Annotated in this window: 17 protein-coding genes; 8 read left to right on the top strand and 9 right to left on the bottom strand. The window is 73.1% G+C overall.

Going from position 1 to position 15,509, the window contains the following annotated elements; translation table 11 throughout:
* The first annotated feature begins 15 nt into the window (after positions 1–15).
* Positions 16–1,173, top strand: a complete 1,158-nt coding sequence (locus DN069_RS19605; RefSeq protein WP_111502543.1) for an acyl-CoA dehydrogenase family protein — start codon at positions 16–18, stop codon at positions 1,171–1,173.
* 57 nt (positions 1,174–1,230) lie between these two features.
* Here the strand turns inward: DN069_RS19605 and DN069_RS19600 are convergent, their stop codons facing one another.
* The 3 genes from DN069_RS19600 to DN069_RS40110 form a co-directional block, all read right to left on the bottom strand.
* Positions 1,231–2,910, bottom strand: coding sequence for a glycoside hydrolase family 99 protein (locus DN069_RS19600; RefSeq protein WP_111502541.1), 1,680 nt, complete (start codon positions 2,908–2,910; stop codon positions 1,231–1,233).
* Positions 2,911–3,101: 191 nt separating this feature from the next.
* A complete protein-coding gene (locus tag DN069_RS19595) occupies positions 3,102–3,515 on the bottom strand; it encodes a winged helix-turn-helix domain-containing protein (RefSeq protein ID WP_111502539.1) in 414 nt (137 codons plus the stop codon).
* 383 nt (positions 3,516–3,898) lie between these two features.
* Positions 3,899–4,060 carry a hypothetical protein gene (locus DN069_RS40110; protein ID WP_165845552.1) on the bottom strand — a complete coding sequence of 54 codons (162 nt, stop codon included), beginning with the start codon at positions 4,058–4,060 and terminating at the stop codon, positions 3,899–3,901.
* 102 nt (positions 4,061–4,162) lie between these two features.
* On the opposite strand from DN069_RS40110, the gene DN069_RS19590 reads away from it, so the two are divergent.
* Positions 4,163–5,035 (top strand): GNAT family N-acetyltransferase, encoded by an 873-nt coding sequence (locus DN069_RS19590; RefSeq protein WP_111502537.1) that lies wholly within the window; start codon positions 4,163–4,165, stop codon positions 5,033–5,035.
* A gap of 22 nt (positions 5,036–5,057) precedes the next feature.
* On the opposite strand, the gene DN069_RS19585 is transcribed toward DN069_RS19590, so the two are convergent.
* Positions 5,058–6,236 (bottom strand): acyl-CoA dehydrogenase family protein, encoded by a 1,179-nt coding sequence (locus DN069_RS19585; protein WP_111502535.1) that lies wholly within the window; start codon positions 6,234–6,236, stop codon positions 5,058–5,060.
* Positions 6,237–6,382: 146 nt separating this feature from the next.
* Here DN069_RS19585 and DN069_RS19580 point away from each other — a divergent pair, with 146 nt between their 5' ends.
* Positions 6,383–7,402: a 2-dehydropantoate 2-reductase gene (locus DN069_RS19580; protein ID WP_111502533.1), complete on the top strand. Its 1,020-nt coding sequence runs from the start codon at positions 6,383–6,385 to the stop codon at positions 7,400–7,402.
* 38 nt (positions 7,403–7,440) lie between these two features.
* Here DN069_RS19580 and DN069_RS19575 read toward each other — a convergent pair whose 3' ends face one another.
* Complete coding sequence (locus DN069_RS19575; RefSeq protein WP_111502531.1) at positions 7,441–8,730, bottom strand: MFS transporter; 1,290 nt, start codon at positions 8,728–8,730, stop codon at positions 7,441–7,443.
* A 144-nt stretch (positions 8,731–8,874) separates the two neighbouring features.
* Between DN069_RS19575 and DN069_RS19570 the strand changes: the two genes are divergently transcribed.
* Both DN069_RS19570 and DN069_RS19565 read left to right on the top strand, forming a co-directional pair.
* Positions 8,875–9,705, top strand: a complete 831-nt coding sequence (locus tag DN069_RS19570) for a site-specific integrase (protein WP_111502529.1) — start codon at positions 8,875–8,877, stop codon at positions 9,703–9,705.
* Between the two features lie 20 nt (positions 9,706–9,725).
* Positions 9,726–10,241, top strand: coding sequence for a PTS sugar transporter subunit IIA (locus DN069_RS19565; RefSeq protein WP_243639449.1), 516 nt, complete (start codon positions 9,726–9,728; stop codon positions 10,239–10,241).
* Between the two features lie 35 nt (positions 10,242–10,276).
* Here the strand turns inward: DN069_RS19565 and DN069_RS19560 are convergent, their stop codons facing one another.
* The gene (locus DN069_RS19560) at positions 10,277–10,738 is read right to left on the bottom strand and encodes a MarR family winged helix-turn-helix transcriptional regulator (RefSeq protein WP_111502527.1); all 462 of its coding nucleotides are present in this window, start codon (positions 10,736–10,738) and stop codon (positions 10,277–10,279) included.
* Positions 10,739–10,851: 113 nt separating this feature from the next.
* Here DN069_RS19560 and DN069_RS19555 point away from each other — a divergent pair, with 113 nt between their 5' ends.
* Complete coding sequence (locus DN069_RS19555) at positions 10,852–11,775, top strand: quinone oxidoreductase family protein (protein ID WP_111502605.1); 924 nt, start codon at positions 10,852–10,854, stop codon at positions 11,773–11,775.
* Between the two features lie 10 nt (positions 11,776–11,785).
* On the opposite strand, the gene DN069_RS19550 is transcribed toward DN069_RS19555, so the two are convergent.
* Complete coding sequence (locus tag DN069_RS19550) at positions 11,786–12,319, bottom strand: NUDIX hydrolase (protein ID WP_111502525.1); 534 nt, start codon at positions 12,317–12,319, stop codon at positions 11,786–11,788.
* Between the two features lie 155 nt (positions 12,320–12,474).
* Between DN069_RS19550 and DN069_RS19540 the strand changes: the two genes are divergently transcribed.
* Positions 12,475–13,434 carry an O-antigen ligase family protein gene (locus tag DN069_RS19540; RefSeq protein ID WP_133259977.1) on the top strand — a complete coding sequence of 320 codons (960 nt, stop codon included), beginning with the start codon at positions 12,475–12,477 and terminating at the stop codon, positions 13,432–13,434.
* An 88-nt stretch (positions 13,435–13,522) separates the two neighbouring features.
* On the opposite strand, the gene DN069_RS19535 is transcribed toward DN069_RS19540, so the two are convergent.
* Complete coding sequence (locus tag DN069_RS19535) at positions 13,523–14,218, bottom strand: TetR/AcrR family transcriptional regulator (protein WP_111502519.1); 696 nt, start codon at positions 14,216–14,218, stop codon at positions 13,523–13,525.
* 176 nt (positions 14,219–14,394) lie between these two features.
* On the opposite strand from DN069_RS19535, the gene DN069_RS19530 reads away from it, so the two are divergent.
* Positions 14,395–14,877 carry a nitroreductase family deazaflavin-dependent oxidoreductase gene (locus DN069_RS19530; protein ID WP_111502517.1) on the top strand — a complete coding sequence of 161 codons (483 nt, stop codon included), beginning with the start codon at positions 14,395–14,397 and terminating at the stop codon, positions 14,875–14,877.
* 7 nt (positions 14,878–14,884) lie between these two features.
* Here the strand turns inward: DN069_RS19530 and DN069_RS19525 are convergent, their stop codons facing one another.
* A complete protein-coding gene (locus DN069_RS19525; RefSeq protein ID WP_243639447.1) occupies positions 14,885–15,457 on the bottom strand; it encodes a nucleosidase in 573 nt (190 codons plus the stop codon).
* Positions 15,458–15,509: the final 52 nt, after the last annotated feature.

The raw sequence follows: 15,509 nt of genomic DNA, 5'->3' as shown, positions 1-15,509 counted from the left end.
CCTCAGGAGGTTCCGTTGACCGCGCTCCCCGACCCCTGGCCGCTCACCGACGAGCAGCGCGCGATCGTGGCGCTGTGCCGCGAGTTCGCCCGCGACGAGATCCGCCCGCGCGGGCGCGAGGTCGACGAGGCGGACACCGAGATCCCGCTCGACCTGTGGCGCAAGGCCGGGCAGATCGGCATCACCGACTTCATGCTCCCGGCCGAGCTGGGTGGCGGCGGTTTCACCGACGTGTTCACCCAGTGCCTGGTCCAGGAGGAGCTCTGCTTCGGTGATCCGGGCATCGGCAACCTGCTCTGCTCGAACGGGTTCTTCGCCGATCCGGTGCTGGAGCTCGGCACCGAGGAGCAGCGCAAGCGCTGGCTGACCCCGCTGACCGGCCCGGACAGCCCGCTCACGGCGCTGGCCACCACCGAGCCCGGGGCCGGCTCGGATGCCGCCTCGATCACCACCACGGCCCGCCGCGTCGAGGGCGGCTACCGGATCAGCGGCCAGAAGGCATGGATCTCCAACGCGGGCGCGGCCCGGCAGTACGTGGTGTTCGCCAAGACCGATCCCGCCGAGCGGTCGCGCGGCGTGACCGCGTTCCTGCTCGGTCGGGACGCGGCAGGGCTGCGCTTCGGCGAGCCGATGAAGAAGATGGGCCAACGGGCCATCGTCTGCCGGGAGATGTTCTTCGACGACGTGTTCGTGCCCGAGTCGGACCGGCTGGGTGCGGAGGGCCAGGGCTTCCACGGCCTGATGCGCACCTTCGACATCTCCCGCACCGTGCTGGGCGCGGCCGCGGTCGGCGCCGCCCGCGCGGCCTACACGTACGCGCGCGACTACGCGCGCACCCGCGTCCAGTTCGGCAAGCCGATCATCGAGCACCAGGCGGTGGCGTTCCGGCTGGCCGACATGGCCTCCCGGATCGAGGCCGCCCGCCTGCTGGTGCTGCGCACGGCGCGGGCGCTGGACGCGGGCGCGGACGTCACCGGCCTGGCCGCGATCACCAAGCTCACCGCCTCGGAGACGGCCATGTTCTGCACCTGGGCGGCGGTGCAGACCCTCGGCGGCTGGGGCTACTCGCGCGAGTACCCGGTCGAGCAGTGGATGCGCGACGCGAAGCTGGAGGAGATCGAGGAGGGCACCTCGGACATCATGCGCCTGGTGATCTCCCGCAACCTGCCCTGATCCGGTCCGGGTTGCCGGCACGGGCCAGGGCCCGCGCCGGCAACCCGTGCTTCGAGCTCAGGTCGCGTAGACCGAGAATCCGGAAGCCTGACCGGCCGGCCACCCGGTGTTGGCGGTGAAGAAGAGCCGGACGTAGCGGGCCGTGGCTCCGCCCGGGTAGGCGATCGTGGCCGTGTTGCCGGTGGCCGGGTCGAACGTGTAGCCCGCCGAGCCGACCACCGTGCTGAAGTTCGTGCCGTCGGTGCTGCCGAGCACCGTGATGGTCTGGGTGCGGGCACCCCACGCCGTGGACGGTGGCAGGGTGAGCACGATCCTGCTGGTGGTGACCGCCGAGCCGAGGTCGACCTGGAGCCACTGGGGGAACGCGTTGTCCACGCTCTCCCAGTAGGTGTTGGGATCGCCGTCGACCGCGTTGGCGGAGACGTACACCTGGGTGTGGCCGCTGTCCGCCGTCGGCTGGTGCAGTGCCAGGTCGGGGTTCGAGCCGCCGCCCGAGCCGACGACCGGCTGGGTGGGGCGCGTGGCGGTGAGCGCGGTCTGCCCCTTGAGCATCTTCCCCCCGTCGGCGGTCAGGCGCAGGTAGTAGTCGGAGGAGCAGGCGGTGCCGTCCTCGTCGAGGGCCAACAGCCCGGAGCCAGCGGGCACCTGGCCCTGGTTCTCGGCGGTCTTGGCGATCTGGTTGCCCTCGCCGAACTCGTCGAACATGGAGATGTAGAGGCTCTGCACGCCGGCCCGGGTCATGTCGTAGAACTGCCGCCACATGAAGTCGCCGTGGGCCCGCTGGCGCGCCGAGAGGTCGCCGGGCAGCACGCACGGCTGGTAGTCGATGCCGTGGGCGTTGCAGTCGGCGAGGTCCGGAACGGTGGCGTTGGTATAGAAGTTGTCGACGTCGGCGACGGTGCCGATCCGACCGACCATCCAGGGCGAGAGCATGTCGAAGGCGTGGTAGACGTCCAGGTAACCGGCCCGGGAGTCGTTGGTGCCGAGGCGCCACCAGGTCGGCACGCCCCCCATGACGTAGCACCCTTGGGACGTGAACCAGCTGATGACGTCGGCGCAGGCGGCCGGGTCCCAAGGGTGGTTGGCGTCGTTGAAGCCGAACCCCCAGATGCCGACCACGGGTCGGCCGTTCTGCCGCGCGTAGGCGGAGGAGGCCGTGTGGGCGGACATCTTGTTCGTCCAGTCCGTCTTGATCTCGGACTGCATGTTCGTCCAGCCGCTGACGTCGTACATCACATAGAACTTGACGCCGTGCGACTCGGCGGAGCTGCGGACCCGCGACGTGATCGCGTCGCGGGTGGGGCCCTCGCTGCCGTTGGGGTCGAAGCGCTGCAGCGCGGCGGTGTCGCAGCCGTTCTGCTGCATCCACTGGAAGTGGGTGTCGATGGTCTGCTGGTCGTAGGAGGAGAACAGGGTCGCCGGGCCGCCGTCGCCGAGGTTCGCGTAGGCGGTCTGGTAGGTGGCACTGAACTCGCGCGAGTCGGGCCAGGCCTTGATGACGTTGTTGCCGGGCGAGGGCGCCTGGGACCAGTTCTGGCTCCAGTGCCACCACGCGTCGATCGGCGCTCCGTCACCGGGGCAGGCGAACCAGCCCTGGTAGCCGACGGTCACCTTGCCGACGACGTCGCCGGCGGGACTCGCGGCGCGCGCCGAGCCGGGCAGCGTCAGCCCGCCGAGGGCGACGCCGGCGGCTCCGGCGGAGAGGGTGGACAGGAAGGTGCGACGAGAGACTGCCATGGACCATCCCGAGGACAGGGCGGCCGGAACGGACGGGGTGGGCCTCGGCCGCGCTCTGGGCGGGAGCGTATTGACCGGATGAGGTCAAGGCAAGAGTCGAAGCACATTGCGCAAGAACTGACGTGATGCACGCAAGAACTGCTCTTTCGTCACCGGATCCCGTCACCGATTCCCGTCCCGCCGCGTGTTGGTCACGGCCGGGCGGCCGGGGTCGCGGCCGCGCCGGGGTCGAACTTGTACCCGACGCCACGCACCGTCCTCAGCAGGTGCCGGTGGACCGTGCCGAGCTTGGTGCGCAGCCGGGCGACGTGCACGTCGACGGTGCGGCAGTCGCCCACGGCAGGCTGCTGCCACACCGCCCGCAGGATCTGACCGCGGGTGAAGACCAGGCGCGGATGGGCGACCAGATGGGCCAGCAGGTCGAACTCACGCCGCGTCAGTTCCAGTCGGCGGCCGTCGACGGCGACGGTACGCCGGTCCTGGTCGACGACGAGGCCGTCGCTCGGCCGCGGCTCGTCGCGGAGCGGGCGGGTCGACGCGGATCGACGGCCTGTCAGCTGGCGGGTGGTGGGCTGGAGTCGGGCGCGCAGGTAGGTGACGGTCATGGTGAAGAGGCTCCTTGGGCAGGCGCGAGCGCGCCGCCGCGCTCCGGAACCTGGACGGTTCACGGGCAGGGCGTGCGGCGTGAATGCGCGAGACGGCGCGCCGGGATCACGACGCGCGAGGTGAGGTGAGATCAGGTGAGACGTGCGGTCAGCGCACGGCGGGGCGGACCGGACCGGGAGCGGCGCTCTGGCCGGGCAGGGTACGGCCCGTTCTGGAACTGCAGTCGTCCATGGCGCTCGCCTCCCTCCGGTCGTGGGCCCACATGGGTGTCCTCTTCGTAGAACACGTTCACCATAGACCATTCACAGGTCGCACTCACGGCACCCGCAGCTTTCCGGCCGGCGGTTGCTCGGCGTACCCACGAAGCCCGAACGGCCGCGTCTCAGGGGGCGACGGTGAGCGTCAGCTCCCAGTGCTCGGTCGCCGCCCCGCCGGGGTCGCCCAGTGGCCATGTCGTCGCGGAGAGGGTCGCTCCGGCCGTCAGCAACGACCGCGAGGGCGGCGAGACGGGAGCAGGGAGGAACGGGGTGCGGCGTGGGTGCATCGGGACTCCCGGGGCAGGACAGGTCGGCGCGGGTCGCTGCGCCCCCACGAGAGGTTGGTGTCCGCCCTCCGGTTCCGCGCCGAGCACGGGTAGGGTGCGGCCATGGAGCTCTCGTGGGACTGGCTGCGGCCTGTGATGCGTGTTCCGTACGTCCCTACGCTGGGGCCCGTCCACCCCGACGCGCTCGGTCCGGAGCTGATCGCCGACGTGCTGGCGGTGGCCGGGACCACCCGGCTCCTGCCGTACGACGCGGAGCACCGCTGGTCGGCGATGAAGGACGAGAGCGTGATGCCGGGCGACATCGAGCACGGCCCCGGTCGGACGGTGATTCCGACGATCAGCATCTGGGGACGCGGCCTGGTCAAGGTCCACTGGTTCGGTGACGGCGACGCCCCCGTCGAGGAGCTGCTCCAGCTCGCCCGCCGGCTCGCCGCCCGCGAGGACGTCGAGCGGGCGCGCGTCGTCTGGTGTGAGCCCGACCGGTCGAGCCCCCAGCCCGGCGTGTCCGTGACCCGCGTGCAGCTGAAGACGTTCCGGCCCGGCGAGGACGGGGCCGTCGACGGCGTCGAGGACCTCCGGCAGGTGCCCGAACCGGTACGGGCGCGCTTCGGGGTGTTCGCCGAGCAGATGGCGGCACACGGCTTCGCGTTCCTGTGGCGCCGGTTCCAGTCCGACGCGCTCGCGGGGCCGATCCTCACCCAGGTGTCCGGCGGCCGGTTCGTGGGCGCGATCGGCCCGATGGAGACGATGAAGGACCCGGTCGGCGCGGTGCGCCTGCTGCCGCCGTACTTCGGCGTCCTGCCCGAGCAGCGCGGCCACGGCTACGGACGGCAGCTGTGGCGGGCGGCGATGCACTGGGGTCAGGCCAACGGCGCCGACTACCAGCTGCTGCAGACCGAGCTCGGCGGGGCCGCGGACGCCCTCTGCCAGGCCGAGGGCCTCACCACGCTCGGCTACGTCCACACCGCCGCCTGACCCACCATCCCCGGGCCGAGCCTCAGCGGCGCACGCGGGGCATGCCGAGGCCGATCCAGCTGATGATCTCGCGCTGGATCTCGTTGTTGCCGCCGCCGAAGGTGAAGATGACCGCGCTGCGGTAGCCGCGTTCGAGGTTGCCGCGCAGGACCTCGCCGGAGGAGCCCTCCTTGAGGGGGCCGGCCGCGCCGACGACCTCCATGAGCCAGGCGTAGGCGTCGCGGCGGGCCTCGCTGCCGTAGACCTTGACGGCGGAGGCGTCCTGCGGGGTGAGCGCGTTGCGTTCGACGGCGTCGACCATCTGCCAGTTGAGCAGCTTGACCGCGTCGAGACGGCTGTGGGCGCGGGACAGGCGCTGGCGCACCCACGGGAGGTCGATGACGCGCTTGCCGTGGGCGAGTTCGGTCTCCCGGGCCCAGGCCTGGACCTCGGCGAGGGCGCGGTTGGCCATGGTGGCGTGGGCCGCGAGGGTGACCCGCTCGTGGTTGAGCTGATTGGTGATGAGCCGCCAGCCGGCGTTCTCCTCCCCGACCCGCATGGTGACCGGGACGCGGACGTCCTGGTAGTAGCTGGCGGTGGTGTCGTGGCCGGCCAGGGTGCGGATGAGGGTGGTGGAGTAGCCGGGGTCGGTGGTGTCGACCATCAGCATGGTGATGCCCTTGTGCGGCGGGGCGTCCGGGTCGGTGCGGGTGGCCAGCCAGACCCAGTCGGCGGTGTCGCCGTTGGTGGTCCAGATCTTCTGGCCGTTGACGACGTAGTGGTCGCCGTCGCGCACCGCGCGGGTCTTCAGCGCGGCGAGGTCGGTGCCCGCCTCCGGCTCGGAGTAGCCGATGGCGATGTCGATCTCCCCGGCGAGGATCTTGGGGAGGAAGAAGGCCTTCTGCTCCGGCGTGCCGAACTTCATGATCGACGGCCCGACGGTGTTGAGCGCCATGATCGGCAGCGGCACGCCCGCCTGGGCGGCCTCGTCGAAGAAGATGAACTGCTCGAAGGCCTCCATGCCGCGCCCGCCGTACTCGGCCGGCCAGCCCACCCCGAGCCAGCCGTCCGCGCCCAGGCGGCGGTTGACGGCGCGGTAGAACTTCTTCTGCTCGCGCGGGTCGTTCAGGCGGCCGTGCGCCTCGGGCGGCATCAGCTCGGCGAAGTAGGCGCGCAGTTCGGCGCGGAGCCGCTGCTGCTCCAGGGTGTAGTCCAGGTGCACGACGCCTCCAGGTGCGATCGCTCTGCTGTCGCTGCGCAGATTAGAACGTGTTCCAAAAATCTGGAAGGGGCACGCCGCGCAACCCACCGGTAGGGTGCAGCCACTCGAACGTCACCCGACGCCGTCGCTCAGAGAGGTTCACCGGCATGCGCATCGCGGTCATGGGCGCGGGCAGCATCGGCTGCCACCTGGGCGGGCACCTCGCCGGGCAGGGCGACGTCGAGGTGACGCTGATCGGCCGCCCCGCGGCCATGGCCGTCGTCGCCGAGCAGGGTCTGACGCTGACCAGTGGCCGCCGCGAGCCGCTGCACGTCTCCCCCGGCGCTCTCACCGTCGCCGCCGACGCCTCGGCCGCCGCCGGCGCGGACGTCGTGCTGGTCACGGTCAAGTCCGACGGCACCCGCGCCGCCGCGCGCGAACTCGCCCCGCACCTGGCGCCCGGCACGGTCGTGGTCAGCTTCCAGAACGGCCTGCACAACGCCGCGGTCCTGCGCGAGGAGCTGCCGCGGCAGACCGTGCTCACCGGGATGGTCCCCTACAACGTGCTGCAGACCGAGCCCGGCCGCTTCCACCAAGGCACCGGCGGCGCGCTGATGCTGGACGACGACGTCCTGGGCGCGCCGCTCGTCGCCGCGCTCGCGGCGTCGGGCCTGCGCGTCCAGGCCCGCGCCGACATGCGCGAGGTCCAGTACGCCAAGCTGCTGATGAACCTCAACAACGCCGTCAACGCGCTCTCCGGTGTCCCCCTGCGCGCGCAGCTCGGCGACCGCTCCTACCGCAGCTGTCTGGCGCTGTGCCAGCGCGAGGCGCTGACCGCGTTCCACGCGGAGGGCATTCGTCCCGCCCAACTCGGCGCGGTGAAACCCGCCCTGATGCCGCCTCTGCTCCGGCTCCCGGACGCCGTGTTCACCCGCGCGGCCAAGGCGATGCTGGCGATCGACGCCACCGCGCGCTCCTCGATGTGGGAGGACCTGCAGCGCGGCCGGCTCACCGAGGTCGACTCGCTGCAGGGCGAGATCGTCGCCCTGGCCGGGCGGCACGGCCTGACCGCCCCGGCCAACGCCCGGCTGGCCGCCCTCGTCCACGAGGCCGAGCAGGCACCGGCCGGCACCGCCCGTGCCTGGTCCGGCCCGGACCTGCTGGCCGCACTGCGCGCGCACGGGTGAGCGGACCGGGCCGGACGGGACCGGACCGGGCACGGCACTCAGGCCGGTTGGCGCTCGCCGTCATCAACACCCTTGGCATGCACGGCCGGTAGCGTGGCGACCAGCGCGGCCGCGGCGAGCAGCCACACCACGCCGAGGGCCAGCTCGCGGCGCGCCCCGACGACCGCCGCGACCGGTCCGGCGGCCACCAGCCCCAGCGGGCCGAGGCCGAAGGAGCCCACTGAGCCGTAGGCGGAGAGGCGGCCACGCAGCGCGGGTGGGATGCGGCGCTGGTTGACGGCCGCGAAGAGCGTCCCGCAGGCGGACGACGCGACGCCGGACACGACCGCGCCGCCGCAGACCGCCACGAGCGGCAGACCGAGGGCCAGCGTCGCCGGCGCGGCGGCGAACAGCGTCGTCGTGAGCACGGCCGTGGGCAGCGGTCGGGCCGGACGGCGGGCGTGCACCACGACCGCGCCGAGCAGCGCGCCCGCGCCGTAGCAGCCCATGATCGCGCCCCAGGCTCCGGCTCCGCCCAGGTCCCGTGCGGCCAGCAGCGGGCCCAGCACCAGATACGGCGCCCAGACCAGCAGGTTGAACAGGGCCATGTGCAGCGTCGTGGTCCACAGCCAGTTCCGGGTGCGGAACTCACCCCAGCCGGCCCGCAGTTCGGCGAGGAACGTCTCCGTGCTCCCGGCCCGGACGGGCTCCGGCAACACGAGACGCCGCAGGGCGAGCGCGCTGAGCGCGAACGTGACCGCGTCCGTCAGCAGCACCGCCGCCGGGCCCACCCGGTCCGACCGGCCCGCCCAGGCCAGCACACCGCCGGCCAGCACCGGCCCGAGGACGGTCGCGGCGCTGCGCAGCATCGCCAGCGTGGCGTTGGCCCGCACCAGCAGGTCCGCGCGGACCAGCCCGGGGACAAGCGCCGACTGCCCGGGACCGAAGCCCGCCTCGCCGACCCCGGCGAGCGCGGCCAGCACGAGCATGGGTGCCAGGGCTCGCGATCCGGAGAGCACCAGCAGCCCGAAGGCCGCCTGGGCGACACAGCGCAGCAGGTCCGCGCCGAGCATCACCCGGCGGCTGCCGAAGCGGTCGGCGGCGGTGCCGCCGACGAGCAGCATCAGGACGAGCGGCACCATGCGCGCGGCCAGGACCATTCCGAGCCCGGCGCCTCCGCGTCCGGTGGCGAGCACCGCGAATGCGAGCGCGACGCCCGCCATCGCGGTACCGGTGAGCGAGGCGGCCTGGGCGCAGGCGAACCGACGGAATTCCCGGCCGAGACCGTCCGCGCCACGCCGTGGTACGGCGGCCGGGCGGCCTCGGCGCGGGTGCGCGACGAGGTCCATGAGATCGAGACTGCAGGGCCGTCGGACCGCACGGCAAGACTTTCCGTGGGAATTCCGCCGAGAATTGCGATATTCTTTTCCAAGAAAGAGCCAGCCGCAGTAAATCGGCTTGTTTACTGCGACAGAAAAGGAGACGACGCCGCATTGTGCCCCCCACCGGTCGAGTTCGCCGTCGCCGTCGAGCGCTACCTCGCCGCCGCGTCGCTGAGCGAGGGATCACGGCGCGTCTACGGGATCGCGTTGACCGCCTGGGCGTGGACGCTCGTCGGCGAGGACCCGCCCGCCGGGCGCGCCCGGCGCGGGGCCCGTCCCCCGGTCGTACCGCTCGCCGCACTGGAGGACGCGACGGTCGCGGCCCGGGTGCGCGCCGCGTTGGACGCGCGCGCACCGCGCACCCGGGAGCGGGAGCTGTCCACCTTGCGCAGCGCGGTGCGGTGGTGGCGGGCGCAGGGGTGGCTGCACACCGATCCCTTGCCGGACCTCGGCAGCACACCGGCTCCCGTCTCCCCCGTCGACGCCCAGCCGCTGACGGGAGCTCAGCTGCGAGCGGTCCTCGGGTTGCGGGCGGGTCTGCGCGAGCAGACGCTGTGGCATCTGCTGTACGACACCGGCGCCTCGGCTGCCGAGGTGCTCGCGCTCGACCTCGCCGACCTGGACCGCCCCCGCCGGCGCACCCACGTGCGCGCCCACCGACGCGGACTGCCGCGGCTGCACTGGGGCGACGCCACCGCCCGGCTGCTGACCCTGCTGCTCCAGGGCCGCACCTCCGGCCCGGTCTTCCTGACCGACCGCCGGGCCCCGGAGGGGACACCCACCGCGGACCGCTGCCGGCTGACGGGTCGCGGGCGGCTCTCGTACCGCCGCGCCGCGGAGCTGTTCTCCCAGGCCACGCGCCCGCTGGACCCCGCGGGTCGGGGCTGGACGCTGCACCGTCTCCGCGTGTTGCCACCGGCCGAGGACAGGGAGGATGCCTAGGCTGGGCGCGGAGGTTGCACGTGACCGAGGACGGAAAGGCCGACGTCGTACCGCTGCGTCCGCCGAACCGCGAGGACGAGACGGCGCGGACGCCGCTGCGGGTGTTGACGCTGCCCGAACGGGACCGGGTCGGGATCGTCCTGGTCTGCCGCAGCCGCGCGCTGGCGCAGGCCACGTTGGACGAGTGCATCGGCCTGCTGCCCGGCGCCGACCCCGCGCCGGTCGCGGCGGTGGGCTCCACGCCGACGGGCGTCGTGGCCGCCGCCCGGGCGGTCGACCAGGGCGTCGGCGTCGCGGTGCTGTGCGACCTGCCGGAGACGGCGCGCGTCGTGCTGGCACTGCTCGACCGGGCCGAGGAGCTGGCGCTGCCGTTCCCCATCCGCTTCTGCGACGCACCGCTGGTCGAGGGTGCGGCTCCGGCCCTCGCCACGGCGACGGCGGGCGGCGACCTGGCCGCGGTGGCGGAGGCCGCCGAGGAGGCCTACCGCGTCCGCAAGACCCCGCCGCACCACCCGCCGCACCTTCTCGGCAACTGACACAGACCTGCCGAGACAGGGCTACTGAGGCGCGGTCAGCCCTGCTGGACCCGGGCCAGCAGGGCGAGCAGCGTCCGGCGCTCCTCCGGATCGAGCGGCGCGAGCAGCCGCTCGTTGGCCTCGTCGGCGAGGCGGGCGCAGCGCTCCAGCGTGCGGCGGCCCGGCGGGGTGGCCGTGACGGCGTTCTTTCGCCGGTCGCGCGGGTCCGGCTCGCGCACGAGCAGGCCCTGGCCCTCCAGGTGATTGAGCATCAGCACGACGTCCTTGGCGTCGAAGCCGAGGCGGCGCACCAGATCGGCCTGGGCCAACGGCCCGTCGTCGGCGACGGCGGCCAGCAGGGCGTGGTGCTGGAGCTTCAACCCCTCCCCCGCGATCGCCTCCGCGACCAGGCTCCGCCCCCGCGCGGCGACGCGCCCGACGAGCCAACTCGGCAGGGTCTGGATGTGCGCGAGGGCGCCGACGGGGACGGGCTGGGGATCGGGCTGCGTCTGTGCCATGGCGGCAGCGTATCCGAAACCATTGGACCTCCCAATGAATCCCCGACTAGGGTAGAACTCATTGGGACTCCCAACGAGTTCCGTCCCTGTCCCCTGCCATGCTGGAGGTGCACGTGCGCCGCGTCCGTTGTGCGAAGAACGGCGGTCCCGAGGTTCTCTTCGTCGAGGACGCACCCGCGCCGCAGCCCGGCCCGGGCGAGCTGCTGGTGCGCAGCGAGGCGATCGGGGTGACCCTGCCGGTCGTCCGCAAGGTCCGCGAGGGCACCGAACCCAGCCCGCTCGGCGGGGAGGTGGCGGGTCGGGTCGTCGCCCTCGGGCCCGACGTCACCGGCTTCGCCGTCGGCGACCGGGTCACCGGGCTCGCCTTCACCGACGGCTACGCCGAACTGACGGTGCTGCACCAGGCCATGGCCTCCCACGTGTCCGAGGAGGCCACCGCGCTCGACGCCGTCGCCCTGGTCCGCAGCGGACTGGTGGCACGCGGCGCATACCAGGCGGGACGTCCAGAGCCCGGCGAATCCGTGCTGGTCACGGCCGCGGCCAGCGCCGTCGGCTCGCTGGCCCTGCAGTACGCGAGGAACGGCGGCGCCTCCCGGGTCGTCGCGGCCGTGAGCGACCTGACCAAGGCGGACTTCGTCCGCGCCCTCGGCGCCGACGAGGTCGTCGGGTACGACGACGCCTCCTGGGGCGAGCCGGTCGACGTGGTCCTCGACGGAGTCGGCGGCGACCTGCTCGGTCCGGCGGTGCGCGCGCTCGCACCGGGCGGCCGGCTCGTCGCCTTCAGCTCCGGCGGCGGCACCGTCGAGGCCTACGAACTGCTGGTGCGCAGCGCCTCCGTCGTCGGCTTCCAGATGGCGGCTGTCGCACGCAACAAGCCCGAGCTGTACGCACGTTGGCGCGACGAGCAGTGGGCCGCATTCCGCGCCGGCGCGCTGCGTACCTCCGTCCACGCCACGATCCCGCTCGCCGAGGCCGCCCGCGCCCACGAGTTGATCGAGCGCCGGGCCAACCTCGGCAAGGTGGTGCTGGTGCCGTAGCCGGTCGCCGTCAGGGCCCTGCCGGCGCGGCCTCGGGCTCGGGCTCGATTCCGGACTCGGGCTCGGGCTTGGAGAGCGCGAACCAGGTGGTCTCCGTGTCGCGCAACGCCACCCGCACCTTCTCCCGCTGATGCGACGTCACGTCGGCAGGCAGGTCGTCGAGGGCGAACCAGCGCACCTCCAGCGACTCGTCGTCGTTGACCCGCGCCTCCCCGTCCAGGTAGCGGCAGCGGAAGACCAGCGACAGGTAGGTCGCCTGGTCGCCGTTGGGGTAGACCACGGGCGGGTCGACCATCACGGCGGCAAGCCGCTCCGGCAGCACGCGCACCCCGGCCTCCTCGAAGGCCTCGCGCACCACGGCGTCGCCGGGCTGCTCACCCGGCTCCAGGATGCCCGCGAGCAGCGCCCAACGGCCGTTGTCGGAACGGCGGGTGAGCAGCACCCGGTCATGGTCGTCGAAAATCACGCCGGTGACGCCGCTCAACCACAGCGGATCGTGGCCGACATGGGTGCGCAGCTCGCGCAGGAACTCCGGTACAGGCATGGCCCCCACCCTAGAGGGGAGTCCGGCGCAGCGGTGATCACCACGCGATCTTCACACGGACTTCGATCAGGACCTCCAGGCCGATGACATCCGGCCAACTCCAGGTCTACCGTTGGTCGGCCGGTGCAGGACGGGCGCGAGCGGGGGGAACGCCGATGCCGGACACCGCGGTGCCGCTCGGGCTCGACGCGCCCGCGCGGGGCGACGCGATCTGTGACGTCGTGGGATTCCTGCTGCTCGCGGCATGCGCCGCGTGGGCGGACTACTGCGCCTCCGGCCACGAGGCCCACCCGGAGGGCGTCCTGCTCGGGCTCCTCGCCGTCGCCGCCGGCTACGCGACCGGCCGGATCGCCGGAGCGCTCACGCCGGTCGGCGGTCTGGTCGTGCCGGCCCTGGGGGCCGCCGTGTTCGCGCCCGCCTTCGGCGGCCGCGTCGTCGGCGACGACGCCGTCGCCGCCCTGCTCACGCTCGCGATCGGCGCGGCGTGCTGCGCCGGCTACGCGGCCCGCGAGCGCGGCGCGCGCTGGACGGCGCGGGGCTGCACCCTGCTCGCCTTCGTGCTGGCGGCCGAGTCGCTGCTGACCAGCGCCACGCTGGGCGCGCTCGCCTGCGGGGGGACGCTGGTGGTGGCCGGATCCGTGTACCGGACCCGCCGGCGGAACCGCGCACTCGTCCTGCTCGGCGGCTGCGCGCTGCTCGCCGTCGGCGGCGTGCTGCTGCTCGCGCACAGCGGCGGCACCGACCCGGCCGCCAACGGTCCGGCGACCCAGGTGTCCGCGCAACGCCTCGCGCTGTGGCGGGACGCCTGGCAGGCCCTGGGGCAGCACCCGTGGCGCGGCGTGGGCCCCGGCGACTTCGCCGACGGGAGCGCGTCCTCGGCGGCGCTGCAACAGGGGGCGGAACAGGGCTGGCCGGGGCTGGCACTGCTCGGCGGGGCGTTCGCCTGGTGCCTCTGGTCCCTGGCCCGCTCCCCCCGGCCGACCCCGGCCGCGCTCAGCGCGGCGGGCGCGATGACGGCGCTCGCCGTCCAGGCCGCGGCGGGCCCGGTCCTCAGCGTCCCGGCGGTCGTCGTCTGCGGCGGCCTGCTCCTCGGCCTCGCCGCCGCACGGCCGTGAGACGGGCGGGGTGGACGCAGCCCAGCCTCCCGCCGCACTTCCCGCACGATCCCGAGTGTCAGGACTGGCGTCGTTGGAGGCCCGGACCTCAGGGCAGGCCGACGAAGTCGGCCATCTCCTCGACGGTGTGGTCGAAGAACTCGTCCGCCGGCTCGAAGGTGCCGACGAAGTGACCGAAGAGCTCGAAGCTCAGCATGCCGACCAACTGCGACCAGGCGACCACCCCGCGCGTGAGCACGCCCGCGCCGACCTCCGGCGCGATCTGCTCCGCCACCGCGCTCGCCTGCTCGGCGAGGACGCCGCGCAGCGGACGGACCGGAGCGGCCGGTTCGAGCCGGCCGGCGGCCCCGCGCACGACGGAGATCAGGGCGAGCGGCACGCGGGCGGCCGGCGCGACGGTCTCCTGCGGCGCGGCGTAGCCGGGCACGGGCGTACCGAAGAGCAGCGCGTACTCGTGCGGATGCTCCTTGGCCCAGGCGCGGACACCGTGGCAGAGGGCGCGCCACTGAGCGCGCGGGTCGTCGGCGGGGCACTCCGCGACGGCGGTCTCGGCGCGCTCGCCGACGGCGTTGTAGGCGTCGATGATCAGGGCCGTGAGCAGGTCGTCGCGGCTCGGGAAGTAGCGGTAGAGCGCGGACGAGGCCATGCCGAGCTCGCGGGCGACGGCTCTCAGGGAGAGCCGCTGGGCGCCCTCGACGGCCAGCTGCCGTCGGGCCTCTCGCTTGATCTCGAGGGTGAGCTCCTCACGGGCGCGCTCGCGGGCAGTTCGGATCACTGGTGCCATGTCGGACAGTTTGCCACATCCGAGAGCGGTGCACCCATACAGATGCACCGATCAGAAACGAGAGCACTGCTCTTGACACGGCGCGCGGCAAGGGGGATAGTCGTAGCACGGAAGCGAGAGCACCGCTCTCGAAACGGATCCCCGATCTCGAACGAGATCACCCGAAGGAGCCCAGCATGAACGCCAGCGCCACGAACCCCGAGGCCCCCCGCCTGGTCAAGCCCGAGGGCGGCTTCATGATCACCCTCGATCGGATCACCAACAAGATGATGAAGTGGCTCACCTACCGCGGCATCAGCATCCTCGGCTCCCGGATCCTCGCCGTCCGCGGCCGCAAGAGCGGCGAGTGGCGCACCACCCCGGTCAACCTGCTGGTCGTCGACGGCGAGCGCTACCTCGTCGCGCCGCGCGGCCACACCCAGTGGGTCCGCAACATGCGCGCCGCCCACGGCGGCGAGCTGCGCCTGGGCAAGAAGGTCGAGGCCTTCACCGCCACCGAGTTGGACGACGCCGACAAGCCGCCGGTGCTGCGCGCCTACATGAAGAAGTGGGCCTGGGAGGTCGGTTACTTCTTCGGCGACATCAAGGCCGACTCCCCGGAGGAGGAGCTGAACCGGATCGCCCCCGGATTCCCGGTCTTCCGCATCACCGCCGCCTGACCGCGGCTCAGAGGTTCTCGGCCGCCCAGCGCGCGAGCTCCTTCGCGCAGTCGTCGACGGACTCCCGCCAGCTCTTGGCGGCACCCTCGCCCGCGTCGTCGCTCACATGCTTCACCAGCCGCACCGGGAGCCCCGTCTGACGCACCGCCTGCGCGACCGCGTAACCCTCCATGTCCACCAGGTCCGCCTCTTCCGCCAGTCGGGCCCGTGCCGCCTCGTCGGCGACGAAGAGGTCGCCGGTCGCGAGCACCGGCCCACGGCCCGTCAACCCGATGGGCCCGCCGTAGGTCACCCCGGTGAGGGACGCCAGCATCGCGGAGTCGAGGTCGTGCTGGATCACCGAGCTCACCTCGTGGGTCACGCCGGCGAAGCCGGGCTTGAGCGCCCCCGCCGTCCCGAGGTTGACCACCGCGGTCGGCCGCGGTCCACGCGCCAGCACCGTCGCCACCGCCGTCGCGGCGTTGACCTTGCCCATGCCGGTGAGCAGCACGGGAAGGCCGGACGTCAGATGCGCCGCCTCCTCGGCGACGGCCAGGACGAGCAGCGGACGGGTGGGGTCGATCTCTCCGATGAGGCGCATGACGCCCATGCTAACGAGCTGCGAAAAGCCCGCGGACCAGCCCGTCAAGCGG

The organism is Streptacidiphilus pinicola, assembly GCF_003258295.1.
In the GTDB taxonomy this organism is placed as follows: domain Bacteria; phylum Actinomycetota; class Actinomycetes; order Streptomycetales; family Streptomycetaceae; genus Streptacidiphilus; species Streptacidiphilus pinicola.
Note: the sequence above shows the minus strand (reverse complement) of the source record. Positions and strands in the feature narration are given on the sequence as shown.